At 41.9% G+C, this 26,620-nt stretch carries 27 protein-coding genes; 10 read left to right on the forward strand and 17 right to left on the reverse strand.

Annotated elements, in window-relative coordinates:
• Positions 1-417 precede the first annotated feature (417 nt).
• Positions 418-2,172 carry a DNA repair protein RecN gene (gene recN, locus AC5JMF_RS12460; RefSeq protein WP_495796033.1) on the reverse strand — a complete coding sequence of 585 codons (1,755 nt, stop codon included), beginning with the start codon at positions 2,170-2,172 and terminating at the stop codon, positions 418-420.
• A 422-nt stretch (positions 2,173-2,594) separates the two neighbouring features.
• Here recN and AC5JMF_RS12465 point away from each other — a divergent pair, with 422 nt between their 5' ends.
• Positions 2,595-4,583, forward strand: coding sequence for an ABC1 kinase family protein (locus AC5JMF_RS12465; protein WP_495796034.1), 1,989 nt, complete (start codon positions 2,595-2,597; stop codon positions 4,581-4,583).
• A 133-nt stretch (positions 4,584-4,716) separates the two neighbouring features.
• Here the strand turns inward: AC5JMF_RS12465 and AC5JMF_RS12470 are convergent, their stop codons facing one another.
• Together AC5JMF_RS12470 and AC5JMF_RS12475 are read right to left on the reverse strand one after the other, a co-directional pair.
• On the reverse strand, positions 4,717-5,154 hold the full coding sequence (locus AC5JMF_RS12470) for an NUDIX hydrolase (RefSeq protein ID WP_495796035.1): 438 nt from the start codon (positions 5,152-5,154) through the stop codon (positions 4,717-4,719).
• 29 nt (positions 5,155-5,183) lie between these two features.
• A complete protein-coding gene (locus tag AC5JMF_RS12475; protein WP_495796036.1) occupies positions 5,184-5,672 on the reverse strand; it encodes a hypothetical protein in 489 nt (162 codons plus the stop codon).
• 115 nt (positions 5,673-5,787) lie between these two features.
• Between AC5JMF_RS12475 and folD the strand changes: the two genes are divergently transcribed.
• The 5 genes from folD to AC5JMF_RS12500 all read left to right on the forward strand — a co-directional run bounded on the left by folD (position 5,788) and on the right by AC5JMF_RS12500 (position 12,371).
• Entirely contained in the window at positions 5,788-6,666 is an 879-nt protein-coding gene (folD, locus tag AC5JMF_RS12480) for a bifunctional methylenetetrahydrofolate dehydrogenase/methenyltetrahydrofolate cyclohydrolase FolD (protein ID WP_495796037.1), read from the forward strand.
• 215 nt (positions 6,667-6,881) lie between these two features.
• Entirely contained in the window at positions 6,882-7,811 is a 930-nt protein-coding gene (gene crtE, locus AC5JMF_RS12485; RefSeq protein WP_495796038.1) for a geranylgeranyl diphosphate synthase CrtE, read from the forward strand.
• A gap of 390 nt (positions 7,812-8,201) precedes the next feature.
• Entirely contained in the window at positions 8,202-8,657 is a 456-nt protein-coding gene (locus AC5JMF_RS12490) for a divergent PAP2 family protein (RefSeq protein WP_495796039.1), read from the forward strand.
• 672 nt (positions 8,658-9,329) lie between these two features.
• The gene (locus tag AC5JMF_RS12495; RefSeq protein ID WP_495796040.1) at positions 9,330-11,798 is read left to right on the forward strand and encodes a lipoxygenase family protein; all 2,469 of its coding nucleotides are present in this window, start codon (positions 9,330-9,332) and stop codon (positions 11,796-11,798) included.
• A gap of 381 nt (positions 11,799-12,179) precedes the next feature.
• Positions 12,180-12,371 carry a hypothetical protein gene (locus AC5JMF_RS12500; RefSeq protein WP_495796041.1) on the forward strand — a complete coding sequence of 64 codons (192 nt, stop codon included), beginning with the start codon at positions 12,180-12,182 and terminating at the stop codon, positions 12,369-12,371.
• A 281-nt stretch (positions 12,372-12,652) separates the two neighbouring features.
• Here AC5JMF_RS12500 and AC5JMF_RS12505 read toward each other — a convergent pair whose 3' ends face one another.
• The 3 genes from AC5JMF_RS12505 to AC5JMF_RS12515 form a co-directional block, all read right to left on the reverse strand.
• On the reverse strand, positions 12,653-12,802 hold the full coding sequence (locus AC5JMF_RS12505) for a type II toxin-antitoxin system HicA family toxin (RefSeq protein WP_495796042.1): 150 nt from the start codon (positions 12,800-12,802) through the stop codon (positions 12,653-12,655).
• Positions 12,802-13,026 carry a type II toxin-antitoxin system HicB family antitoxin gene (locus AC5JMF_RS12510; RefSeq protein ID WP_495796043.1) on the reverse strand — a complete coding sequence of 75 codons (225 nt, stop codon included), beginning with the start codon at positions 13,024-13,026 and terminating at the stop codon, positions 12,802-12,804. Before AC5JMF_RS12510 ends, AC5JMF_RS12505 begins: the two co-directional genes overlap by 1 nt.
• A gap of 66 nt (positions 13,027-13,092) precedes the next feature.
• A complete protein-coding gene (locus AC5JMF_RS12515) occupies positions 13,093-13,305 on the reverse strand; it encodes a hypothetical protein (RefSeq protein ID WP_495796044.1) in 213 nt (70 codons plus the stop codon).
• Positions 13,306-13,375: 70 nt separating this feature from the next.
• Between AC5JMF_RS12515 and AC5JMF_RS12520 the strand changes: the two genes are divergently transcribed.
• The gene (locus tag AC5JMF_RS12520) at positions 13,376-13,684 is read left to right on the forward strand and encodes a hypothetical protein (protein WP_495796045.1); all 309 of its coding nucleotides are present in this window, start codon (positions 13,376-13,378) and stop codon (positions 13,682-13,684) included.
• A gap of 221 nt (positions 13,685-13,905) precedes the next feature.
• Here AC5JMF_RS12520 and AC5JMF_RS12525 read toward each other — a convergent pair whose 3' ends face one another.
• From AC5JMF_RS12525 to AC5JMF_RS12545, 5 genes are all read right to left on the reverse strand, one after another.
• A complete protein-coding gene (locus AC5JMF_RS12525) occupies positions 13,906-14,652 on the reverse strand; it encodes a DevA family ABC transporter ATP-binding protein (RefSeq protein WP_495796046.1) in 747 nt (248 codons plus the stop codon).
• Between the two features lie 26 nt (positions 14,653-14,678).
• Complete coding sequence (gene devC / locus AC5JMF_RS12530; protein ID WP_495796047.1) at positions 14,679-15,845, reverse strand: ABC transporter permease DevC; 1,167 nt, start codon at positions 15,843-15,845, stop codon at positions 14,679-14,681.
• Between the two features lie 243 nt (positions 15,846-16,088).
• Positions 16,089-16,427 (reverse strand): DUF2834 domain-containing protein, encoded by a 339-nt coding sequence (locus tag AC5JMF_RS12535; RefSeq protein WP_495796048.1) that lies wholly within the window; start codon positions 16,425-16,427, stop codon positions 16,089-16,091.
• 45 nt (positions 16,428-16,472) lie between these two features.
• Positions 16,473-17,762 (reverse strand): ABC exporter membrane fusion protein, encoded by a 1,290-nt coding sequence (locus AC5JMF_RS12540; RefSeq protein ID WP_495796049.1) that lies wholly within the window; start codon positions 17,760-17,762, stop codon positions 16,473-16,475.
• A 63-nt stretch (positions 17,763-17,825) separates the two neighbouring features.
• Positions 17,826-18,437: a TetR/AcrR family transcriptional regulator gene (locus AC5JMF_RS12545; RefSeq protein WP_495796050.1), complete on the reverse strand. Its 612-nt coding sequence runs from the start codon at positions 18,435-18,437 to the stop codon at positions 17,826-17,828.
• A gap of 263 nt (positions 18,438-18,700) precedes the next feature.
• On the opposite strand from AC5JMF_RS12545, the gene AC5JMF_RS12550 reads away from it, so the two are divergent.
• Both AC5JMF_RS12550 and AC5JMF_RS12555 read left to right on the forward strand, forming a co-directional pair.
• A complete protein-coding gene (locus tag AC5JMF_RS12550) occupies positions 18,701-19,135 on the forward strand; it encodes a DoxX family protein (protein ID WP_495796051.1) in 435 nt (144 codons plus the stop codon).
• Positions 19,136-19,208: 73 nt separating this feature from the next.
• Positions 19,209-19,703, forward strand: coding sequence for an ureidoglycolate lyase (locus tag AC5JMF_RS12555; protein WP_495796052.1), 495 nt, complete (start codon positions 19,209-19,211; stop codon positions 19,701-19,703).
• A gap of 129 nt (positions 19,704-19,832) precedes the next feature.
• On the opposite strand, the gene AC5JMF_RS12560 is transcribed toward AC5JMF_RS12555, so the two are convergent.
• The 5 genes from AC5JMF_RS12560 to AC5JMF_RS12580 all read right to left on the reverse strand — a co-directional run bounded on the left by AC5JMF_RS12560 (position 19,833) and on the right by AC5JMF_RS12580 (position 23,122).
• Positions 19,833-20,201 (reverse strand): hypothetical protein, encoded by a 369-nt coding sequence (locus tag AC5JMF_RS12560; protein WP_495796053.1) that lies wholly within the window; start codon positions 20,199-20,201, stop codon positions 19,833-19,835.
• 32 nt (positions 20,202-20,233) lie between these two features.
• On the reverse strand, positions 20,234-20,548 hold the full coding sequence (locus AC5JMF_RS12565) for a papain fold toxin domain-containing protein (protein ID WP_495796054.1): 315 nt from the start codon (positions 20,546-20,548) through the stop codon (positions 20,234-20,236).
• A 205-nt stretch (positions 20,549-20,753) separates the two neighbouring features.
• Entirely contained in the window at positions 20,754-21,305 is a 552-nt protein-coding gene (gene pyrR, locus AC5JMF_RS12570; protein ID WP_495796055.1) for a bifunctional pyr operon transcriptional regulator/uracil phosphoribosyltransferase PyrR, read from the reverse strand.
• A gap of 204 nt (positions 21,306-21,509) precedes the next feature.
• Positions 21,510-22,478, reverse strand: coding sequence for an adenosylcobinamide-phosphate synthase CbiB (gene cbiB / locus AC5JMF_RS12575; protein ID WP_495796056.1), 969 nt, complete (start codon positions 22,476-22,478; stop codon positions 21,510-21,512).
• Between the two features lie 200 nt (positions 22,479-22,678).
• Complete coding sequence (locus tag AC5JMF_RS12580; protein WP_495796057.1) at positions 22,679-23,122, reverse strand: Rrf2 family transcriptional regulator; 444 nt, start codon at positions 23,120-23,122, stop codon at positions 22,679-22,681.
• A 423-nt stretch (positions 23,123-23,545) separates the two neighbouring features.
• Between AC5JMF_RS12580 and AC5JMF_RS12585 the strand changes: the two genes are divergently transcribed.
• On the forward strand, positions 23,546-23,962 hold the full coding sequence (locus tag AC5JMF_RS12585) for an AbrB family transcriptional regulator (RefSeq protein ID WP_495796058.1): 417 nt from the start codon (positions 23,546-23,548) through the stop codon (positions 23,960-23,962).
• A gap of 501 nt (positions 23,963-24,463) precedes the next feature.
• Here the strand turns inward: AC5JMF_RS12585 and AC5JMF_RS12590 are convergent.
• A complete protein-coding gene (locus AC5JMF_RS12590; RefSeq protein WP_495796059.1) occupies positions 24,464-26,353 on the reverse strand; it encodes a chloride channel protein in 1,890 nt (629 codons plus the stop codon).
• Positions 26,354-26,620 lie beyond the last annotated feature (267 nt).

Raw genomic sequence — 26,620 nt, forward strand, 5'->3', positions numbered from 1 at the left:
ATTGGGGACTGGGGATTGGGGATTGGGGACTGGGGATTGGGGACTGGGGACTGGGTATTGGGGACTGGGTATTGGGGACTGGGCTTCTCCTGTCGGAGACGCTGCGCGAACGACTTCGCTCAGCCCACGGACGCCTGATGTGAAATATAAGAATCAATGCTACATCAAGGATTTTGCGCTTTGTAGAGACGCTTCAAAAGCGCGTCTCTACTACACCAAGAAACAGGGTTTCAGCCTCTAATTCACATTAAACGTCATGGGGAATTGTGAATTGTGAATTGTCATTTATTATTAATTATTCTCCGCGTCCCCGCGTCCCCGTGTCCCCAGTCCCCAATACCCAGTCCCCAATACCCAGTCCCCAATCCCCAGTCCCCAATCCCCAATCCCCAATCCCCAATCCCCAGTCCCCAGTCCCTACCCCCCAGTCCCTAACCCCTTCCGGTGGTTAGCGGCTTGTAGTAACAGAGATTCCGCAAAAGCGATCGCCTCGGTTGCAGATTTGCCGCCAGCTAATTGTGCTAGCTCGTCTCGACGAGTGGTTAAATTGTCTAGAGTAGTAACTCGTACAACTGTGCGCTGTTCTGTGCTACCGTTGTTTGCTTTTTTACCTTTGCCTTGATTAATAGTTTGCTTATCCACACGAAAATGTCGGTCTGCCATTGCTGCTACTAAAGGTTGATGGGTAACGCATAATACTTGGTTACTTTCACTGAGATGATGTAGTTTTTCGGCGATCGCTTGGGCTACTCTGCCAGAGACGCCAACATCAATTTCATCAAATACCATTGTCCCGGCGGCATCGGCTTGAGAAAAACAAGCTTTTAGTGCTAGCAAAAATCGGCTCATTTCTCCCCCAGAGGCAATTTCTGTGAGAGGCTGTAGTGGTTCGCCTGGGTTGGGACTAAACATAAAAGTAATTTTGTCTGCTCCCGCTGCGTTGGGAGTAACAGGTAAAATTTCAACTTGAAACTTTACCTTTTCCATCGCTAGGGGCTTGAGTTCGGACAACAATCGTGACTCTAAGTTAGCCGCAGCTTTACGACGTAGTTGGGTTAACTTTTGACAAGCTTGGTTTAGCTGTTCCAGACATGCTTTTTCTTGCTGTTCCAGATTTTCAAGAGATTGTTCCGTGTCGTTGAGTTCAGCTAACTCTCCTTGGATACGCTGGTAGTAAGCGATCGCTTCTGTGAGTGTTGGCCCATACTTTCGGCAAATTTGCTTTAATTCCCGAATTCGTTCTTCTACTTCCTCTAACCGTTGGGGATCGGCTTCTAAACCATCCCCATAAGCATTAATCTGTCTTCCTACTTCCACTACTACTGCTTGTGCATCCCTCACCAAATCCAACAGAGATTGTAATTGGGCATCATACTCTACCATGTCATTTAATGTGGCTTCGCTGTCTCCCAACAAATCTGCTGCGGCTGGGGTTTCATTGTCGTTTTGATACAAAGCCTGATAGATTTTGTAACTCATTTGTTGCAAATCGACTACATGATTCAGGCGTTCTCGTTCTTGGAGTAGTTGTTCTAATTCTTGAGGATCGCTAAGGTTGACAGTTGCCAATTCTTGGACTTGATAAGTAAGCAAGTCGAATTGTTGTAAGCGTTCCCGTTCCGAAGTCCGGCGTTTTTCCAATACAAGATGTGCTTGTTGATAAGCATTAAAAAAAGTGGCAACTTTTTGCCGTTGCTGCATCGGGGAGTCACCGCCGTACAAATCTAACCAATCCCTGACTTGGGCAGATTCCCCTACTTGCACAGTTTGACCTTGAGCAGTAATTTCCACAAGGCGATCGCGCAGTCCTGACATTATTTGCCGATTTACCAATACACCATTGACTCGCGATCGGCTACGAATATTACTCCCAGTAGTTGTAATTTCTCGGCCAACTACTATGGAACTCTCATCTAATAAATCTATTTCTTGTTCGCTCAACCAAGCCATTAAGGGAGGACTGACGGCGAAAGTAGCTTCTACCACAGACCGATTTGTCCCAGTCCGAATCACGCGACTAGAGACTTTGCCACCCAAAACAGCATCAATGGCATCTAGGATAATTGATTTTCCTGCGCCGGTTTCACCAGTCAATACATTCAGCCCTGTACCAAATTCGAGTTCCAGTTGGTCAATGAGGGCGAAATTTTCAATATGTAGGCTGAGCAACATCAAATCAATCTCTCCGTGAGGACAGATGCCATACACTTACAACTTATAGGATATTTAAGGATGATTCTTTAGCAATCATAAATACCTACTAATATTGAACTAGTGCGCCCATATAAGTGTAGCAGATGGGGGACTGGGTACTGGGGAAGACTGGGGAACGCGGGGACGCGGGGACGCGGTGAGACAGGGCTGCAGGAGGGTTTCCCTCCGCAGGCGACTGCGTTAGCGAGCTTGCGAGCGTCACCCGAAGGGGGACGCGGAGAATGATAAATGACAAATGACAATTCCCATTCCCGTGGGCTGAGCGAAGTCGTTCGCGCAGCGTCTCCGACAGGAGAAGCCCAATTCCCAATTCCCAATTCCCAATTCCCCCAATATTGTTACAATACTTAACATGCTCATTCCGACCGGTGGCTTTCTTCATGATTGTTAAGACACTTCCCCCAAGTTCCCGACCGATTCAGGAGAACAGTCGCGGTGGCACAAATCGCCAAGGCGAACTGTACGTTACTGAAGTAGTACCAGAAGCTGATACAGAAGCTTTGGTTGTGAGATCGCCAAGACTACTAGCAACCCAAAAACAGCAGGTTACTGAACCTGAGATGTTGCGTTACAACGCTGTGGAGATAGTAAGGCATTACCAAAACAAACCGCTGCTAGTTTTGCGGCGGATTTTCGCGGTTTTGGGCCCAACATTCTCTTTTATTTTTGGGTTGTGGTTGGATATCCGACGGGGAGTAGTCGTCAAAAACGACCGCCGTCGGGCCGTTCAGTTAAGAGAATTGCTGACGCAATTAGGGCCTGCCTACATCAAAATTGGCCAAGCTTTGTCCACCAGACCTGATTTAGTGCCCCCTGTATATCTAGAAGAATTAACTAGGCTGCAAGACCAATTACCGCCTTTTGCCAACGAAATTGCCTACCAATTTATTGAAGAAGAACTAGGCGCACCTCCAGCAGAAATTTACACAGAACTCTCACCTCAACCAATTGCCGCTGCTTCCTTGGGACAGGTTTATAAAGGTAAGCTCAAAACTGGTGAGGAAGTCGCGATCAAAGTGCAACGTCCCGACTTACGAGAGAGGATCACGATTGATTTGTATATCTTGCGCCGCCTGGCTGGCTGGGTGCAGAAAAATGTCAAGCAGGTGCGGAGTGATTTGGTTGGTATTCTCGATGAATTGGGCGATCGCATTTTTGAAGAAATGGACTACATCCATGAGGGTGAAAATGCAGAGCGCTTCTTTCAGTTATATGGACATATAAAAGACATATATGTACCGAAAATATACTGGGAATATACCAATCGTCGAGTGTTGACGATGGAGTGGATTAACGGCACAAAACTAACCCAAACCGCAGAGATTCGCGCTCAAGGTATAGATGCGCGTTATCTAATTGAAGTAGGTGTGCAGTGTTCTCTACGCCAATTGCTAGAACATGGTTTTTTTCACGCCGATCCCCACCCAGGTAATTTGTTAGCAACACCCGATGGTAAGTTAGCTTATCTCGATTTTGGGATGATGAGTGAGATTAAACCGCCGCAGCGCTATGGTTTAATTGAGGCGATCGTCCACGTCGTTAACCGCGACTTTGAAGGTTTAGCAAATGACTACGTTAAGCTAGATTTTCTATCCCCAGAAACCGACCTGACGCCGATTATACCAGCTTTTGCAAGAGTGTTTGCTGATGCTCAAGGAGCCAGTGTTGCCGAACTCAACATTAAAAGCATCACCGATGAACTTTCAGCTTTAATGTATGAGTATCCTTTCCGCGTACCTCCTTACTACGCTTTAATTATCCGCTCTTTAGTAACGCTAGAAGGTATTGCTATATACATAGATCCCGACTTCAAAGTCCTTAGCGAAGCCTATCCTTACGTTTCTAAACGCCTATTGACAGATCCTGCACCACAGTTGAGAGCATCATTGCAGGATTTGCTATTTAAAGATGGTAGATTCCGCTGGAATCGGTTGGAGAATCTCTTAAAAAATGCGCGTAATAATCAAGACTATGACTTCAGCTTGGTGCTGAATCAAGGTATAGATTTTCTATCTTCCGAACGCGGAGCTTTTATTCGTGACAAATTGGTAGATGAATCTGTTAACGGACTCGATGCTTTAGGTAAAAATGTATTACATAACTTGACCTACTTGCTACGAGAACGTGTAGGGTTGACAGCAGTCAATGAAACACCAGCAGCCACAGTCGAGCAACAACAAACCTTAGAACATGTCAGACGAATCTTAGATATTCTCCGCGAAACCCGTGGCTTTGATCCAGCACAACTAGCGCCACAAATTGCTCAGTTATTAGTAAATCCAGGTGTACAACGCTTGGGACAGCAAATTGCCAACCGCTTTACACAAAAAGCCATAGCAAAATTAATTAGGCAATTATTGGCATCGTAGTTGTTGTTAGTGGGGCGATCGCTAATTAATATCAAGTTCGGTTCAAGACTTATCATGAGGAAAGACGCGGGGACGTGGGGACGCGGGGACGCGGAGACGCGGGGACGTGGAGAATAAATCCATTCCCTACTCCCTACTCCCTACTCCCCTTCTCAATAAAATCCAACATAATTCTCTGATGCACAGGCCCAATTGGTCTGACTTCTTTGGCATTGTGCGAATAAAATTTACCTTGATTAATATCTTCAGCTGTTAATAATCCCATATCCCAGCCTTCATTTAAAACCAGTTGATTTAATTCCACTAACAGGGGTGCATGAAAGACATGGCGAACAACTTTTTCATCACAGTAGCAGCCAAATTCTAAAAATGGCGGTAAAACGTAGGTGATTTCTTCTAAAATTTCTCGTTTAACTGCAACTTCTGGGGTTTCGCTAGGTTCGATATGACCACCAAATAATCCCCAATAACCAGGGTAGAGAATATTGGGAATATTGTCCCGCAATTGCATGAGAAACTTGTCTTGCTGGTAGAGAATGGCGATCGCTACATGGACTGGTTGATTACTCATAAATTTTTAGTTAAGGTATGTTATAAATATTACTCTTCTTCTAGATAAACTTCCCCTAATTCTTGACCAGCCACAGGAATACTTTTGTAGCGAATTCTACCTTTAAATACAACTTGCGCTCCCTTTTGCAACTCCTTTTGATTTGTCAGAACCCAGATTTTTCCAGTCGAATCATTAACTAAATAAACCCACTGCTTCATCAGGGGAGCTTGCTTTTCTACCTTACCTTGGATGTAAACTACAGTTTGATTCTTGTTGTTTGGTTTAATTTCCCGAATTGGGGTGACATTGGTGCTGGTTGTAGTGTTGGTTTCTTTAGAGATAGATGACTTGAAAGTACTACAACCACAGAGCCATACTACCAAAAACAACATCAATCCCAGACGGGAGGGAACAGTACCATATTTGTGCAAGCAGGCTACAGAAAAATTTGCTTGTTGCATAAAAGCCACCACCAATTGAGCAAATTTTTGCATCAGTGCTTGTCTTGTCGCCGATTTCATCGATTGAGTTCCCATTTATACTATTTTCTTTATTGTCAGAAATTGCTCTCATCTGAGCCAAAAAGTTTCTGATTTTATCCTCATTTCTTTATTCTCTAGATTAGACAGTAGATCTGAGAAGATAAATATTATGGAAACAAAAACTGCCAAACTACTTGATGGTAAAACTCTAGCAGCAAAAATTCAGCAAGAGCTTTCTGTTGCCATTACACAATTACAACCAAAAATAGGACGTCCGCCTGGTTTAGCAGTGCTGATGGTTGGTGATAATCCAGCATCAGCTGCTTATGTACGTAATAAAGAGAAAGCGTGCGCTAAAGTGGGGATCGCCTCTTTTGGTAAACATTTTCCTAGCGAAACCACCCAAGCGGAACTCGCACAAGTAATCGCGACACTCAACCAAGATGAACAAGTAGATGGCATTCTTGTGCAGTTACCTCTACCCCCTCACTTGGATGCTGTGACTTTGCTACATCAAATCGATCCTGATAAAGATGTTGATGGACTACACCCAGTTAATTTGGGGCGACTAGTCAGACAAGAGGCTGGTTTACGCAGCTGTACTCCATTTGGTGTGATGCGGCTATTGCAGGAATATAAAATTCCCTTGCGAGGCAAACAGGCTGTGGTAGTGGGACGTAGTATTTTAGTGGGTAAACCTATGGCATTGATGCTACTAGAAGCTGATGCAACCGTGACGATCGCTCACTCGCGATCGCATGATCTCAAATCTATCACCCAAAATGCTGATATCTTAGTTGCCGCAGTTGGTCGTCCAGGACTAATTACTGCCGATATGGTAAAACCAGGTGCTGTTGTGGTAGATGTGGGAATGAATCGAATTACAGATGCTAGTGGTAAAAGTCGCTTGGTAGGCGACGTTCACCTTGAATCAGCAGCTGGCGTAGCTGATTTTATCACCCCAGTCCCCGGCGGAGTCGGCCCCATGACTGTCGCCATCTTACTAGAAAATACTGTTGCTAGTTATGCGAGAACCTTAAAAGAGTAAAAAGATCAGGGGGATGTGGTTCGACTCCCCTCACCAACCGGGGGATGAGGGAGTGAGAGAGAAAATTTCTCCGTGTCTTTGCGTCCCCGCGTCCCCGCGTCTCCATTCCCCATTCCCAATTCCCAATTCCCAATGTCAAATGACTCTTTCAGCTCCAGCGCATCATAAAATTGTGACGTATATGGCAAAAGTTGCAAAAAATCAGGAATTCCAGAATGGTAGCAACGGATAACATTCAAAAGACACCAGAGGACGCTACGTTTAAGTTAGCAGCCTACCTTAAAGAGCGACAAAGACTTTGTGATACTGCTTTGGATCAGGCTGTCCCGATCATTTATCCGGAAAAGATTTATGAAGCAATGCGCTACTCGTTGCTGGCTGGAGGTAAGCGTGTGCGTCCTATTCTCTGCCTTGCTACCTGTGAAATGATGGGTGGCACAATTGAAATGGCGATGCCAACGGCTTGTGCTGTGGAGATGATTCACACAATGTCGTTGATTCATGATGATCTACCAGCGATGGATAATGATGATTATCGTCGCGGTAAGCTGACGAATCACAAGGTATATGGCGAAGATGTGGCAATTTTAGCTGGGGATGGTTTGTTGGCTTTAGCTTTTGAGTTTGTTGCTCTGCAAACCCCTCAAAATGTGGCTAGAGAGCGAGTTTTGCAAGTAGTTGTCCGGTTGGGACGGGCGTTAGGTGCGGCTGGCTTAGTTGGTGGTCAAGTAGTTGATCTAGAGTCAGAAGGAAAGACAGATATTTCTCTAGAAACACTAAATTTTATCCATAAACACAAAACAGCTGCTCTTTTAGAAGCTTGTGTTGTTTGTGGTGGAATTGTGGCTGGGGTCTCATCTGAAGATTTGCAACGACTGACTCGTTACGCTCAGAATATTGGGCTAGCATTTCAGATTGTAGACGATATTTTAGATATCACTGCTACCCAAGAGGAATTAGGTAAAACGGCTGGCAAAGACCAAAAAGCCCAGAAAGTAACATATCCTAGCCTGTGGGGGCTTGAAGAGTCCCGCGTCAAAGCCCAAGAACTAGTTGCAGCAGCCTGTGCAGAATTGGAACCATTTGGGCAAAGAGCTATACCATTAAAAGCGATCGCTCATTTCATTACCAGTCGCAATCACTAAGTCAATTTTGCATTGGAAAATTTTGATTGCATGAGAGTAATCTACGCAATGATTGATTTTGTGACGCTCAAAAGTAACTTCCCACATCCATGACAGATGTAATTGTTTTAACATGACGTTTATTTAGATGTGGGCAGCTACTCAATATTAGATAATTTAAGATATCAAATGGATTGGATAAACGTACATATGTCTACCAAGATTTTAGTAACTCTAGCTGTTTTAGCAGCTGATAAAATATTTAATCTATGAAAAACGGCTCAGAGCGTCTTCAAAATGTCAAGAGGTAGTTTGTTAAGAAGTTCAGTAAATCCCATACTTTGCGGATTACTTTTATGCTTATTCAAACAACAACCTCTGCTAATATTTACTAACCTAAACTAAAATACCATGCAGGACATAGGCGACATCTTCAACAACCAGGTGCTGCTGGTTGCTCTGGTAGCTTGTTTCATCGCTCAAGGATTAAAGCTGGTAATTGAGCTGATTAAAAATCGCAAACTGAATGTACGTGTTTTAGTCACAACTGGAGGTATGCCTAGTGCCCATTCAGCTCTAGTTACGGCTTTAGCAGCGGGTGTTGGGCAAACCACCGGCTGGAATTCCCCAGAATTTGCTATTGCTACAATTTTTGCCATCATCGTGATGTACGATGCTGCGGGAGTTCGACAAGCTGCTGGTAAACAAGCTCGTATTCTTAATCAATTAATTGATGAATTATTTCATGATAAGCCAGAATTTATCCAAGACCGTCTTAAGGAGTTACTCGGACATACACCAGTTCAGGTTATAGCAGGGTCGATCTTGGGGATAACCATCTATTGGTTAGCTAGGGCTGCTTATTAATCATTGGTCAAGCCCTATGGGCAGGGTATGGTAGTTTAAGAAGGTTTTTGGCTTTAACTGAACCGTATTGCCCTATAGCAATCCTATTTGATTTACAAATATCGACAGCCTCAGATCCCCGACTTCTTCAAGAAGTTGGGGATCTTTTTGTTCATAACTCATTTAGGATCGCTATATATCTAAGCGTTTAATTTGCGCGTTGAGACCGCAGCCTAACGATGAGTCTTCAAGCGAAGATATTACAACCTTAAAGTGAAACAGTATCAGCACTTGGCACTACTGAATAACCAGCAATAAAAATCTTTAACTTCGGTAAAAACTTGTTTCATATCTTCAATTTTCGCGATCTGGCAGCTATAGTGGCATATCATGAAGCAATCAACAGCTTAACGTATCCTGCACATAGCGCTTGTGAGATTGCCTTGGCTACGTTTTATATATCTGCTGTTTGTGGTCTTCATTTCCTGTTTAGTATGCCCAACTAGTTGTCTCAGAACGCACTATTGAGTATCCGTTATCTTAACTAGGATAATTTTGTGCAAAAGCATCTGAAACAACCAAAGTTGTGATGTATGTTGTCTAATTCGTACAGTACGAGCTTTTACGCAATTGTACTTACGAATAAGTATGTATGTTTAGTGTTTTTACCATTCTTTAAGGTAACAGTGTGATATGGCTAATGAAATGCAAACACCAGATGCTCATCTCGTAGGTGATCCAAGAGTTCGGGATATTGAGCCAAAGTTCTCTAAGATTATCTCTGATATTGCTCGGATATTTGGTCAAATGGCTCAACTTAAAGGCAGACGAGCAACTCATTCTTTTGGAACTATAGCCAAGGGTGTGCTTGAGGTTGTAGCAAAACCTGATATCCCTCCCCACCGTCTGCTTGTAGCCGGAAAGAAATTCCCCGCACTGTTACGCCATGCAAATATTAAAGGGTTTCGGGATGATGCAATTTTAGATGGTCGTGGGGCAACTCTGCGTATTTTAGATGGGCCTGCTGATGCCCCACTCAGCGCCCTCAATCTGAATGCACCTATCTTAGATGTGCTAATGAGTACAGGACGCTGTTTTATTTTACCAGATGCTGCTTCCTTTTCGCGTTGGGTAACAAGTTCTATGCCAGACCGAGCGAAAATGCTGGTCGAGTTTCCCAAGATTAAGCCTATTTTTGACGAAATTATTCGTAATCCTGACTCCTACACTCAACTTTACTACTATTCGGAAACTACATATTTGTTTGTAGGACTCGATAGTAAACAGTATTATCTACGTTACCGTCTTGTGAATAGCGATCGCTCCCCCGATACTGGCTTTGTTAACTCGGCTGATGTGCGGCTGCCTCTAGATTATCTACCTCGTCTGGAAGACGATACCCGACCGGAAAATTACCTGCAAAATGACTATAAGCAAAGAGTCACAAAAGGCGGAGTCCGATATACCTTACAGTTTCAGTTACGTCCAGTTTTAGACGATCAAAAAGCCAACGAAGAAGCGAAAGATTGCACGATTCCTTGGGACGAAACCAAGTATCCTTGCAAAGATGTGGCCACGATTTCCCTAACTTCCATCGTTCCCAGCGAAATCGCGGAACCATTAGAATTTAATCCATATCATGCTCCTGTTGACTTATCCTTGATTTTGGCTCACTCGATTAATGAAACTGCCTCAGTCAATCACTTGCGATCAATTGTCTATCAAATCTCGGCTAACATGCGTAAGTACCAGCAACCAAGTGCAGAATTGGTAGACTGGGGCATCAAAGGCAATCAACCAGACCCCAAAACGGTTTATACTTACTTTGGACAAGCAGGTCAAGATATACCGCGCTACAACTTCGCACGTCCCTTACCCGATCGCGTTAAACCAAAACCACGCTACATTGCCAACTTTGGGTTAAATCTGTTACCCGCAAGACCTTTTGGGACAATTCCAAATTTGGGTATTGTCGGTGTGGCTGAGACAATGCAAGCTTTGGGACAAAACCCTGCTCAATGGATGCCTGCAAACCTTACCCGTTATCAACCTGATAAATATAGCGATAAGTTTTTTGTCGAACGCCGTCTGAATGGCTTCAACCCAGGTAAATTTAACCGAGTTCACACCAACCAGCCTTGGCAATACACTATCCGCTTCGATTGTCGAAAATACAAAGTTGAAGAAGCGGGTATCTTACCGACAGAAATTGAGGCGCGTTTCAAGCTTGATGAGCAAGCTTTGCAACTCCACTCAATCAAATTTATCCTCAACGGCGAAACTGAAACTCACATCCCTGGTGATGCTGACTGGGAATGGTCAAAGCGGTTATTTCGGAGTGCGGAGTTTGTCTTTCAGGAAATCCAAACTCACTTGGGACGTACCCACATGAACATAGATCAGTATGCCATGGCATATTATCGTAATGTGGTCAACAATCCAATTCGCTTACTACTTGAACCTCACTTTGATGGTTTACTCAACATTAACAGCCTGGGAGCTGCTCTAATTATTGGTGACACAGGCTTTATTCCCGAAGCTTCCGCCTTGAGTCCCAAAGAAGTAGATGAAGCGCTCAAAGATGAGATTACCCGCCTCTCATACCGTAACTGGAGTCCAACCGTGCAAGCACTCAAAGATGAAGTCAAAAATAACTATTTTGACAAAGCTGCATTGAGTGTCTGGCAAGCTATAGAAGAATATGTGTCTGAGTTCTTCCAACAACAGCAAGCGGGTATTCAAGCTTACTGGTCAGAAATTGCCGGCATGTCGGAAGATTTAGTTAGCCATTCTGTTCTTAATCCTAACTTTCAGACACTGGCGATCGCTAATATTAACGACCTCAAGCAACTGTGTATTTATGTAATTTACCAATCTTCATTTTTCCATTCTTGGGTAAACAACAAACAATACGAAGATGGTGGTGATGTAGATTATGCCACTATTGGTCTTTGGGACGGGCACAATCCCAAATACGACCCGATCGCAGTTGCACAAAAACACGCCAAGCAAGTAACCTTACTTTGGACACTCTCAAACGTGCGCTACAACCCCATCATGGAAGTTGGGCCGGCTGGTTTAAAAGACCGCCTCTGGAAGCGTCGTCACTTCATTCAACCCGGACTACCTCTAGAGTCAATTATGATGAGCATCAATATTTGATTGCTCTAATTGCCACATGGTAAATATGCCATATACTAAAAAGCGTATAAGCCATACCATAATGATAGTAGAGACTTAGCATTGCTATGTCTCTATTGTTCAACAATTGATCAATGTAACAAATTGATGTCTGGACGCATTTTTGAAGCGTCTTTTTTTTTAAATTGATATTAGGATATACCCTGACTAACCTGTCAACCCCCTGCGGAGACGCTACGCGAATGGGAAATTCGTGTAGCGTCTTGGAAAGTTCTGATTGCAGGTTTCCTCCGATCAGACTTGCCGCAAAATTCACGCATCATAATCCACATAAATAAATTTACGCTATTGAAATTAATGTCTTTTTGCAGTATTGCTACTTATAGCGTATGAGGAAGTACTGTGCAAGTACACCCCAATGAATTTAAGGTTAATGAAGTCTATAAAATTGAATTTCTTAATGGTTCCAAATTGGTAGCAAAGTTTACAGGTATCAAAAGTGGACGTTACTACTTCCGCGATCAAACTGGGCAGCAGTTCTCAATTGCTAATAGCGTTATTGAGTATCTCCAATTTTATACAAGTGAAAAGTGAATAGAGAACAGTGATAAATAAGTCACCGCGTAATGATTAGACTTCTTGCAAAAGTCATTCTTTTCGCGTTATTCTTTGCGCGGCAGTTGCTACCCTGCGGGAACGCTAAGAGCGAACAAGTCGGGGAACCCGATGACACTTGCTACAACGGGGCGGCACGTTTTGGGGGGAAGCGGAGGAACATAAGCTGCCTTGGAAACCCCCGCAAGGCAATGTCTCCCCAACGCACTGCCTTGTCTTTGTGCCTTTGCATGAGATAAAAAAAGATTTATGCAAGAGGTCTATTGTAAGCTTTTAATAGCTTGCGTGTAATAGGCGATATTTTCTCGCACCATCATAATATGTTCCCTTTCCCGGACGATACTAAATCCTAATAACTCTAATGCTTTAATCACCCTAGTTTTGGGTACATCTACGGGGAATTTTGGCATTAAATAGTTACCTCAGCCTCAGCGATAAAAGCCTCTAAAACTGGTGATTCATCTTCTAAAACCTCATTACCAAATACTTCTATATGGCATTGGATAGCTGATTTTACATCAGCTAAAGCTTCCGCATAAGTGTTACCTTCACTTACTACAACTCCCTTAATACCGAGAGGATAGGCAATATAGCCATCAAAATGCTTTTCGACAATAATTTTAATTTGTTTCATCTTTCTAAGATTATCCTAAATCGTGCTGCGATCGCTCTTTAGAAAGACGTTCCTCATTGCTTCGTCTTATTTTGATTTATCAACACTATAGTAACGCGATAGCATTACACGAAAATAATTCGACCACCTTTGCATTAAACTTCCTTGCTGAAGAAGTAGATTTGTTGATTTATCCAACAAATACAACCACTCCTGCACCGGCTGGGGACGAAACTTGTAATCTAACGCCATCCCCCTCATAATTGCCTCATTTACCCGATCGCTAACACTGCTATTCAATTCTTTAGGCGATCGCAGTTGTTAAACCTTGATACTGCACAAAACGCGCTTCAGTACTTTATCATTCTAAGTGTATTCAATCCGTAATCAACTTATGGCGATCGCAGTTGTTAAACCCTCATCCTGGCTAGAGAAAGGTATTCAACTTGAAAAAGTCAGTAATATTAATCTGTTTAAAATTACTGAAGAATTATCAGATCGGATGCAAGAGATTGTAGATAAGAAAACAGCTAATTCTCAAACCCCAGAAGAAGAGGCTGAGTTGGAAGCCATTGGAGAATTAGTAATTATTGTTACCTACATCAATGGAATGATTGCTAATAAAGCACGAGAATCTAACGAACCAGAAGACAGGGAAATGGGAGTAGACAGAAATTAATATCTAAAAAATACAGAGACGTTGCATTGCAACGTCTCTACATCTGGGTTATTGCATCAAAATTTGCCGGATTAAAATACTCATTACCTCATCTCGGTTGTCGGTGGGTATCAGTGGACTCCATTAAGCTTGTCGTGCTACTACATGTGTTGCAATTTTTTTGAATTGGTATCAGAATTACACTAATGTTAACGGCGTTATTGCTCAGCTAATAGCACTATTTAAGTCTTGACAATTTCTGCACTATCAGTTTTAAGTTGACCGTCTTCCATGTAGATGATGCGATCGGCAATATCGAGGATACGGTTGTCATGAGTAACTAGCAAAATTGTACAGCCTTGTTCTTTTGCTAACATCTGCATGACTTCTACAACGTCACGTCCAGATTTTTTATCAAGTGCGGCTGTGGGTTCGTCTGCCAACACAATTTTAGGATGGCTGACTAAGGCACGAGCGATCGCTACCCGTTGTTTTTGTCCTCCTGATAGTTTCTCTGGGTAGTAATTTACATGATCGCCTAATCCTACATGTTCCAGCATGGCGATCGCTTTAGCGTCGATATTTTCATTCACAAATTCGTCATGCAACTCTAAGGACATGCGGACATTCTCCTTGGCTGTTAAAAAAGTCATCAAGTTATGCGCTTGGAAGATATAACCTATTTGACAGCGAAGTTTGGTTAATTGCTTTTTCTTAGCACCACAAATTTCCTCTCCCAATATCTTCAAACTACCTGATTGAGCAGAACGTAGCCCTCCCATTAATGTTAACAATGTAGTTTTTCCCGACCCAGAAGGGCCAGTCATAATCACAATTTCACCAGCATTAATCTTCAAATTAATGTCATATAGTACCTGTTTTTGCAACGCTCCCTCACCAAAATAGTGATTGAGGTTGTTGATATAAATCGCAGGCTCTAAAGTAGAAGCTGTTGAATTGGCATTTATTTGTACTGAATCTTGTAACATAAAATTTTGTAGTTGTAAATCAACAATTAAAACACATCAGCCGGGTCAGCAGACCGGAGTTTACGTAAAGCGATCGCCCCAGAAACACTACACATAATAATGGTCAAAATCCAAACATTTATCGCTCGTTCCAGCTTCATAAAGATGGGGAGCATTGTGGCGGCGTAAGTGACTTTATATAACCCAAAGGAAAGAAAAAATCCCGGCAAAAATCCTAAGATAGCTAATAAAAGTGCCTCTTGAATCAAGACTCCTAAAAGATAGTTATCGGTGTAACCCATTGCCTTGAGGGTGGCGTATTCTGGCAAGTGGTCAGAAACATCTGAATAGAGGATTTGGTAAACAATCACGATGCCAACAATAAATCCAACTCCTGCACCTAAGCCAAAAATGAAACCAATACCAGTACCAGTTTCCCAATATTTTTTTTCAATTTGAGCAAACCCCTCCGGTGTCAGCACTTTGACATCACCAGGCAACCCTGCAACCAGTTGGGATTGCACTTTCTCCATATTCATCCCTGGTTTGAGAGTTATTAGCCCAACTTCGATGCGATCGGGTTTACGTTCTGGAAATAGTAAAAGAAAGGTAGAGTCACTGGTAATGACATTACCATCAGCAGAAAAGGAGGCTCCATCAGTATACAAAGCTTTAACTTTGACGGCTTGGTTATTTAGTTCCGTCTCAAAAGTGCCTGTTTTCTGAAAAGTCTCGGCAACTGCTCCAAATTCGGGACGACCAGCTTGATCAAACATCACTTGGTACAGTGGTTTGATCTGGTCTTGGCCTTGATTAACATCAGCAGATTTGAATGTAGATTGTGCCGGATCAAGACCCCAAACTAAGATGGCGCGTTCAAGAAGCGTTTTGGGATCTCGCCACTGTCCGGTACCAATATAAAGTGGAGTTACTGATTGAACACCTTCATAACCTAAAGTTTGATAAAGTCTCTCTCTAGAGAAGCTTTTTACTGAGTATAGGGTTTGAAATTGAGGACTAATTAAAAGCAAATCTGCTTGTAAATTACGATGAGGTTTCACGGCTGCATCAAACAGCGCGTCTTTAAACCCTAGCTGAATGAACATCAGCATATCCGCAAAAGTAATACCTGCAACTGCAACCGCTAGGCGTGTTTTTTCTTTCATTAATTGCCGCCATGCTAGCGGCGTTTTCAGAAATAGTTTGGAAAGCATAGTGTTGGGGAGTAGGGAATGGGGAATGGGGAATGGGGAATGGGGAATGGGGAATGGGGAATGGGGAATTGTCATTTGTTATTAATCATTCTCCGCGTCCCCCTGTCTCCGCGTCCCCGCGTCTTCCTTCCAGTCCCTTTAGGAATTAAGAAATAACAGTAAGCTAAAAAACATCTAAATTACATAATCAAATTAAATAAAACTCTTGTGGGGTGGGCATCTTGCCCGCCCTAATTATGCAAGTTATATGTGGAACAGCTTATCAGTCTGCTGTTTGAGTTGATATTCTCGCATTAATAGAAACAAGGGAAGGCCAAGAGAAACCCCTACAAAAAGATTAGAAGCAATATAAATCCAGAGATTTTGCATTTTTAAACGTGTACCTTCCCAGAACACAAAAACCCACAGAGTTAGAGATGAAACAATCACATCCGTGCCAAAAAAACCAGAAATTCTGTTAGCAAATAGCTGCTCAATAAAAAGTTGGATATCAAGACCATGCTCTAAAAAAAATGGTAAGAACTGTGAGTAAGGTAACACTATTCCTAAGATGCAAAGCAAAAAATATGTAGCTTTCAGCATGATGAAATTCCCTGATTTTGTACTGAAATATGCACAACAACGGCTTTACATTTCAATCGCGGTTTGGACTTGTAAGTTAGTCAAACCTGCTACTCGCTTGCTGTCTTCGGGATTAAGACGAATTTTTACTTCTACTACTCGCCTATCTAGGTTCTCGCCTGGTTGGTTGCTAAATACGTTTTGTCGTTCTACTTGCCGACCAATTTGAGAAACGGTGCCTCGCAGTTCGCCAGTAAATGCTTGGCTGGTGATTACTGCTTGTTGTCCCATTTTGATTTTGCCGATGTCTGTTTGATAAACTTCTGCGACTGCTACCATCTGGTCGTTTGGTGCTAAGTCTGCGATGCCATTATTACTAATTTTTTCTCCTACTCTTGTATTAATTTTGATGACTTGACCCGCCATTGGTGCTTTGATATAAGCCGCTGCTAACTCGGTTCGGGCGCGTTTGAGTGTGGCGATCGCATTTTCAACTTCTGTTTTTGCCGCCTGCACATCTACTGGTCGAACTTCGGCGATACTCGTCAATGTAGCTTTGGCTTCGCTAATTTGCTTGCTACTAGTGGCGTTAATCCGGGTCAGTGCTACTTTGGCCTCGGCTAGTTGTCTGCTAGCTGTAGTGTTGATACGTTTGAGAACTGCTTTGGCTTCATCTAATTGTTGTTGTGCAGTTTCGACGCTCAAGCGCTTGGTGTCAAATAAAGAACTAGAAGTTGCCCCTTCGGTATATAGCTGTTGATAACGTTTATATTCAGCTTGAGCATTTTTTAATTCTGCTTCTAGCTTTCTGATTAATGCTTCTTGAGCTATTTTGTCTCCCTGCCATTGGGCCTCTATCCGGGCAACTATTTCTTGTTGAGCTGTTTTGTCTCCTTGGGATTGGGCTTGTAAGCGTTCAACGTTTGCCTGCTGTGCCTGAATTTCTCCGGTTTTTGCTCCTGCTTTGACTTGATCGAGTTTAGCTTGAGCGACTCTGACCTGCTTTTCGGCTTGGAGTACAGCAGTTTCTAAGCGATCGCGTGAGTCTAAAATTGCTATGATCTGTCCAGCTTTGACGCGTTCGTTTTCCTTAACTAGGATTTTATCGATGCGATCGCCATCTAAATTTATGGGCGCAAATAGGCTCATGACCTCTGCTTCTGGTTCGAGTCTTCCCAAAGCTGTGACGTTTTGAACGCTTGGTGTAGTTTGTACTGATTCCGATGGGGTGCTTTGACTAACTGATCCAGATCGAGAAATACCATAAACAACTATTCCCCCAGTAATCGCTGTCGCAGCAACTACTAAGGCAATTAATCCTTTATTTCCAGGTTTAAATAGCAGCTTCTGACCCATTTCCTATTCCCCTTGAAAAAGATAATTTTGTCTCACATCTATGCGAACAGTAATCAAAATTTTCTAATTAACTGAATATGATTTATAATTTAACTTCCTATTAAGCTGATGTTCTGGCAGATATGCCGTTAACATTTTGCCTAATAGCGTACATTGTTCAGTAAAAGAAACCTTTTCATTACCCCACAGCCGTTCTAGAATTACGCCGTCAATCAAGCTCAATATCAAAGAAATCACAGTTGAATCTTCAATTCCTATAACTTTACTAATTGCTTGCCGCGATCGCTCATCAACTCGCCTAAACATGCGACTGCTCCACATCTGCTTAGAATCTTGATGCTGACAAAAATCAACGAATATATAAGTTAATTTGATGAAATAATCTTCGTGTTTAGCAAGAAATTTCCCCATTGCATCCATTGTCTCTTGCAATGTTTGGGTAAATTCCAATTCTGCGATCGCCATTAATATCTCTTGTTGGCATACCTCTTCTACCAACTGCTCAAATAAAGCTTGTTTACTAGGAAAATAATGATACAAAGTACCCGTAGATACTCCTAACTCTTGAGCAATATACCGCATAGTGATTGAGCCATAACTCTTTTGAGCAAACAAATCAAAACACCTACTCAGCAGTTCTCTACGGTATTGATCATGGTCAACAATCTTAGGCATGTCTCCTTTTTTATATCGAACGCTCGTTATTTATAAATTTAACCTTTTTTAACAAATTTTGTCAAAGGCTAACTGATAAATATAACCAAACATGCATTCTGGTTTTCTAGCTAGTGTAATTACTTAATTTTAAGTAATTTTTAAAAAAAGTAATGTCTCTCATTAAAGACCTAAAATCCAATTCCCTATTCCCCTTGACCGAAGACAAAACAACACTAAGTAATCAAACTGAGATAGTAGGAATAAGCACAGAATTAAAACACATGAGCAAATATAAGGAAATCTTACGTGTCATCCTTGCCATATCGATTATTGTAGTTGGGGTGACACACTTTGCCATTCCCGAACCATATGTCAAAATTATGCCTCCACAACTACCCTATCCTTTAGGGTTAGTTTATCTCAGTGGCTTTTATGAAATTTTGGGCGGTATTGGATTGTTAGTTCCACCTGTAAGTCAGGCTGCTGCTTGGGGACTAATTGCGCTGTTTATTGCTGTTTTTCCAGCCAACATCAATATGGCGGTCAATCATATTAAGCTTGAACACATACCAAATTCACCTTGGGTACATATAATCAGACTTCCTTTACAAGCAGTTTTAATTGCTTGGGCTTGGTGGTATACAAAACCTTCAGACAGAGAAAAACAAGCTTCTTTAATTCCTAAATCACTCATTCCTCAAGAATTAGAATGGTAATAAATAGGACTAGTATTTGATTTTTGAAAAAACCCCGCACACTCGAAAAAATTGATTCCCCACTCTCAATTTCATGAATACGTCACAGACAGTGCAACAATTACAGGCAAAATGGATAACACCAGAAAATTTTCAACGTTATGGTCAGGTGATTTTTGCTAGTCAAGATAGTAAAGCTTACGATGTTGAGGATGCCAATTTAAACCTGCAAAATGGTATTCCCCGATTTTATATCATGCGACTGCAAAAGAGAGGACGAAAGTTTCACAAAATTACTCGCCATATACAATGTACTCAATGTTTGGGTTCTTTGGAAGGGAAAGATTGGTTAATTGCAGTTTGTCCTCCTCATAATGATGTTAATGAACCTGTCTTAGAAGAGATTGCAGCTTTCCGCATTCCGGGGAATTGTTTTATTAAGTTAGAGGTGGGTACTTGGCACGCTGGGCCATATTTTGAGCATGAAGTAGTAGATTTTTATAATTTAGAATTGAGTGATACAAATGTTGTAGATCATTTCACTCATGATTTGCTTCAAAGTCATCAACTAGAGTTTGAGATGGTGTAGGCGAAAATAAGCTTGATATATAGCAATCCTATCTGATTTGTGAAAATTCGCGGTGTCCAAAACCCCGACTTCTTTAAAAAGTCGGGGTTCTTAGTTATCACGAATGATTTAGGATGACCCCACTTATTGTCAATGTTTTACGGCAGTCACCACTACTTCAGATATATTACTAACCTCATTTCCATTTAAATCCTGATTTCGTTGTTTAAACTCATCCAACAAATTAAAGAACTTTTCAAAACCGGCCCTTTCATCGTGACAGTAAAGCATAATCATTTTCGACCAAGAGCTTACCGTTTTTATTCCTAGCTTTTTCTGCAACCAAGGCTGAAACTCTCCATAAAAATCTTCTTCTTTCTCAGTATTTTCAATTCCCAATTCACTCCTTGAGCATTCATACCCAACCAAAAACATAAATAAATCGCTCACAGAAGGACGACCAATATACATACCTGGTTTGGCTTGAATTTTTGCTAAAATTTCATACACTCCGCTCATAATATTTTCTCCTTATAGTCTGGCTTTCTCTTTCAGAAATTATCTAACTCTTCTAAATAAAATTCACCACTTCTACAGGAAAAATCATTGATCCACTCATCACGCGGTAATCCTTGACGTGAATGATTATCAAAAACTAGTCCTAAAACTTCTACACCGTAATGAATGCCATTATCAGTAATTGACTCATTATCACTGTAACGATTGCTAATTATAAAGAAATCATTTCGTTTTTTAGTTCTAAGCTTGAGAATTTTTCCCTCAATTCCATAAACTAATTTAGAGATATTAGGGATATCATTACTCTTAAGATAAGATATTTTGCACAAGCGATCGCCTCTGTACACACACTGTTTGCAGCATCAGTAAGCCAAATAAAAGAGCGCTCTTGACTAAACAAAAGCGCTTCTAGAGGTAAAAATCAGTCAATTTGTTTTTTACCCTACAAATTGACATGATTATATTTCAGCAAACTGGAGTAGTTTTATGCATCGGCTGGGGCTACGATTCATATGCACAAATAATAGAGTGGCGTTCGCAATTTTACAAAACTTAATCCTGAGTGCCGAGTGCTGAAATCAACTCTACAGCATCTCGCCCATCACAATCTTGCAAATAAACTTTCACAACTTCCTCTTTAGCGGTCGGCAATTGCTTACCGATAAAATCAGGATGAATTGGTAGTTCCCGATGACCCCTATCTACCAAAACAGCTAAACGAATTACTTCCGGTCTACCATATTCGTTGACTGCATTCAAAGCAGCGCGAATCGTTCGTCCTTTAAAAATAACATCATCTATAAGCACAACAGTTTTGCCCGTGAGATCAAAAGGAATGTCAGTTTTCGCTGGAGTCCGCAATCCAATTTGGTCAAGATCATCTCGATAAAATGTAATATCTAGCGCTCCTACTGCCACACTGATACCTTCAAGCACCTCAATTTGACGTGCTAACAACTCAGCTAATGACACACCCCTTGTATAAATACCAATTAGCACAAGCCCAGATAAATCACGCGTTCTCTCAATAATTTGTGAAGCCAGACGAGTCAAAGTCCGACGGAGTTCTTCTGATGAGAGAATTTCAACTACTTTGGCAGACATATGGTAATTTGTAATTCGTAATTCGTAATTCGTAATGACGCGACGCTCCTGTGTCGTTAACGCTGACGCTCGTACCTCGCTACCGCTTCGCTAACGCTATCGAGGACTCGCTCTAAGCGAAGCTATGGCGTAGGCTTTACGCTACGAAGCGCGTAATTCGTAATTTCTTGTCCATTCGCAATTCCCCATTCACCACATCTATCATTACTTGTTTGGCACAATTGAGAGTATAGCGATCGCAACTCCTAACCACAACAAAAAACAATAGCGAGTTAGTTGTAGGGCATGATCAATGGAAGCGGGAGTGATGGGATAAGTAGCATCTCCTAGCAGTGGTTTTTGTTTAGCTAATCCACGATACCAATTTGTACCTCCCATTTGTACACCTAAAACAGCAGCATAGGCGCACTCACTCCAACCAGAATTGGGGCTAGGATCAGCAACTGCATCCCGAAGACAAATTCGCCAAATATGCAGAGGTTTACCTGAGAAAAATGCTAGAGTCATGACTGTTAAACGACAAGGTAGCCAAGTCAGGCAATCTTCTAACCGCGCACTAAACCATCCTAAATAAGTATAGGGTGCTTCCTTGTAACCCACCATGGAGTCGAGGGTACTGCTTGCTTTGTAAGCTAAAGCTAAAGGAGCTGGCCCCACCATTGGCATCAATGCACCAATAATTGCATAAAATAGCACGGCCATTACCCCATCAGTCGCATTTTCGGTTACTGTTTCGAGAACAGCTCGTAAAACTTCTGGTTGGTCGAGATTTTGTGTATCTCGACCAACATAATTACTTAAAATCTGACGAGCTTCCTCCAACTGTCCTGCTGTTAAAGGTTGTAAAACAGTAACTGCTGCTGTTCGCAAACTCCTAAAGGCAAAACAACTAGCTAAAATAATGCTCTCTAAAGCAATTTTGAATAACGGATGTAGCCACATAGCGCTTTGAATGATTAACCAGCCGCTAAAACCGCTACCAATTATCAGGATTATGCCTAGTAAAATTCCTGCTAGGCGTTGTGCTATGGAATTTAAACAAAATTTTTGAGCCAGTTTAGTCAGACGAGAAATTACCCATCCCATAACTCGTACTGGATGTGGCCAACCCCAAGGATCACCTATCAAGTAATCTAAAAGTGCCGCAGTAATTAGAATAACAGCTGGAGTCATTTGTCCTTTGTCCTCTGTCCTTCGTAAATAACTAATGACTATTAAAAAGGGAAGAGGGAACGGGGAAAACTGCATGAGCTTTAATGCATCACAGGGAACAGGAATTTCGAGTGGGGGTTTGTTACTCCCCCAAAAGCAATAGGAAATAGGAAACTGTTCCTTGTCCCCTATTCCCTGTTCCCTTCTTAGATGACTAATGACTAAACAACAAAATTAGCTTCTTCTCCAAGAGAGGCTTGCCAACTACGAGCATCGTAATAAAGATCTGCCAGCGTGATATTATATAAGGCTTCTTTGAGCTTTTGGTTGAGCCTTTGCCAAAGAGTAAATGTTACCCAATCTTCGGCTTGTGCTGGTGTCGGAGTGTGATGAGCTAAATGGGTGATGCTTTCACCAACCGACTCTAATATTTGTCCAATGGAAATTTGTGCAGGCTCTTTTGCTAGTTGATATCCGCCAATACTACCACGAACCGATTTTACTAACCCAGCACGACGCATTTCTATTAGCAACTTTTCTAGGTAAGGTGCAGGAATATCTTGACGAAGTGCGATCGCTCTGACAGATACAGGCCCGTATGCTGGCTGTAAACTCAAATCAAGCAACGCCTTAACACTATAATGTCCTTTGGTAGTTAATTTCATTTCGACAAGCTTTGTTGTTTAGTCAATAGTCAACGGTTAATAGTCAACTATCAATAGTCAATAGTTAAAATTAATTACTCTTGACTTTAGACTCTTGACTTTTGACTTTTGACTAAGGATCAGTTTTGCTTATCATTCTGTATCTTATTCAAATAGACCAACTTTTTAGTGTTAGTTTAGAAAACTTAAACAAATATAGTGTAGCAGGAATTCAGAAACTAGAGATAGTTATCAAGATGGTCAGCTTTATAAAAAATAAAATGTGTTGGCAATATTAGTAATTGTGCAACAATCCTGTCTAGGAGTGTAATATACTTGGCTAAGTTGAGATAAAAAACTAAAGGATTTTGTTCCTACTAGCTCAACGTCAGCTAAAATAAAATCGATTCAACAACTTCAAACATTCGTTCTCGACCTAAGTTGATGCCTAAACAGAAAAAAATTGAACCCCTAGTCGGCGAAGAACTGCTCAAAAAAGTCAAAGAGCTAGAGAATCTTAGCAAGGAAGAAAAGGCAAAGCATTGTGGCTACTATACCGTTACCAAAAATGGTATAGAGCGTGTCAATATGATGAAGTTCTTAAATGCCTTAATTGATGCTGAAGGTATTCAGTTGGATAGTGCGCCCAACGCCAATGGTCGTGGTGGACGCAGTGCTAGCTATAGAATTAGTGTGCAATCAAACGGTAACTTATTGATAGGTTCAGCTTATACTAAACAGATGAATCTCAAACCAGGAGATGAGTTTCTCATCACTTTAGGGAAAAAGCACATTCGTCTGAGGCAAGTAGATCCAGAAGACAAAGAAGGTGTCGAAGAAGCTATGGAAGCCACGGCTTAATATAGTAGTCAAGAGTCTCAAGTCACAAGTCAAGAGTTAAAAGTTTGCAATCGATAGTTATTGGTCAAGAGCCAATGGTCAAAAGTAATTAATTTTGACCATTAACTCTTGACCAAGCTCTTCTCGACGAGAGGCTGCGTCAACGGCTAGGAAACGCTTAATCAAGAATAGGTTTGAAAACCTGCCCGAATATTGGGTGACAGATCAACTAAATTTATTTATGAAAACAGATGGCATCAGCCATAAAGTTTCAATGCGTCATTCTCCAAATCCACGCCAGTTGTCTCAAGTCGGGAAACCCGCTCATATCATGTCCGTTTAAAGACTTATGACTTGGCTGACGCGGAGATAGGGAGACGCGGAAGGGAGAAATTTTTATGATAAGTGATTAGCCGGACATGATATCACGACATTGTCTCCCTGATTTTAATTACGAATTACGAATTATTTAATTATGGGGGTTTCCTTGTTAAGCGTTGCCCGTTCCCTATTTTTTCTGAATTAATTTGTTGTAGGTAAAATTGGCAAATATTGATCAAGTGCTTGGCGTGTAACCGCCAAATTACAAGTTAATGCAATTTGCTCCCTCTCCAGTAAACCTAAAATGCGATCGGGGTTATCTCGTGCTACTACTGGTAGTTGATGCAAACCTCGAAAAGCCATGCGATCTAAAGCTTCAGATAAAGGTTCATCTCGCCAAGCATAAAGTATTTCAGTGGTACAAATATCTATAAGTATTTGACTAGATATATTATCCGGAATTCCAGTGGGCAAATTTTGATAATTTTCCCATAGGGAAAGAGCGCGGTTAACATCTTCTAGGGATATAATTCCGACTAATTGCTCTGCTTGATCAAATACTAAAGCACTGCGAGCGCGATCGCGAATCATTTCCGTAGCTGCCTCTAATACTCCCAGGGTAGCAGGCAATTTTTTGGGACAGGAGAGCATTGCATCTTCTACTAAAATTTGCTGTAAAATTTCTGTGCGATCGTCTTTCAATTCTGCAAGACCGATTTGTTGCAAATTAGAGTTAGAGTTAGAAGTTGGTTTAATTCGCTCTACTACCCAAACACTTAAACCCACAGCTGCCATTAACGGCAAAACAATCCGGTAGTCACGGGTTAACTCAAATAGCATCAAAATAGCTGTTAGTGGCGCTCTCACACTCGCTGCTAGAACTGCTGCCATCCCCACCATTGCGTATGCTGGAGGGGCAGCCATATATTCGCCAATGGCTGGGACTACCAAAGCCAAAATTTTGGCATAGGCTGAGCCAAAAGAAGCGCCGAGAAACATTGCTGGTGCGAACAAACCGCCGATAAAACCACTACCAGCACTAATTGCAGTCATCAGTAATTTCATCACTAGTAATACTACCAGCAATTGCAGTGAAAACTCTACATCTTGGAGCATCGCTTGCACAGTTTCGTAGCCAATGCCCAAAATTTGGGGAAATTGCAAAGCGACTATACCAACAACGACACCACCAATAATCGGATGAATTGGCAAAGGAATCCGCCCCAAAAATTCCAAACTCTTCACCTGTCCAGCAAAACAGGCTTTTGCTATACGAATTGACCCGGTATAAGTCAGAGACACTAAACTGGCTCCCAAACCCAAGCCAAGATAGAGGGGTAATTCCCAGGGACTACGAACTTGATAAACAGGTAGAGCAAAAGCAGGCTGTGCCCCCAAGCCAATTTGGGCGATTAATGCTGCCACTACCGCTGCTAACAGTACTACACTGACAGCAGAAGTAGCAAAAGATGTAGCTCCTAATACTACCTCTAGAGCAAAAAATACACCTGCGATCGGAGCATTGAAGCCAGCGGCTAGCCCCGCAGCAGCACCAGCGCCCAAAAGTAAACGCCGTCGCTCTTGGGATACTTGTAGCACTAAAGACAACAACATCCCAAAATTGGCTCCAATTTCTACACTTGGCCCCTCTGGCCCCAAAGAAGCACCACTACCCAAGGAAACAGCCGCAGCTAACATCTTTGTGACTGGTCGTAGTTGTCGTTTAATTTCTGTTCCCTGGGAGGCGGCGATTAAAGATGAAAGTCCCGGCCCAAAATCTTGAGTGCGCCAGCGCATCAACCCAACAATCAATCCACCAAGGGAAGGAACGCAGGCTAAAGTCCAAGCACCCCAGATGCCAATCGCCCCCATCAAATTTTCTAGCATCAAGTCATGAATTAGCTGGATCAAATAGTGAAATGTGACTATCCCCATACCAGTGCCACTGCCAATTAACACAGCTAAAAACAGCACAATGGTTTCTGGAGATGGTTGAAAACGGTTAATTATATGGGCTAAACGTGCGGAAGGTGTAGGAAAGGCAGGTTGTTCCATTACCTTCCTTAGTTGAGTGGGAGGCAAGAGAGTCATTGAGCAACGGGGTAAATGTAAGAAAAAATTTAAATTTTTATCTGTTACTTCTCATTGTGAGCCATGATTCAACAACCAGACAAGTTGGGGAGTGGGGAGTAGGGAAAGATACCTTTTTCATGTTTGGTTGTGGGATTTTTCCATTGAAAACAGTCTTTGTGAGAGCGATCGCTAACTTCTTAGTGTGTAGAGAAAATATAATATTTTATAAGCTAAGTTAACGCACCACAGACAAGCACTTACTAGAAGCCATCTGCGGCTAAATAT

The organism is Desmonostoc vinosum (assembly GCF_059505385.1).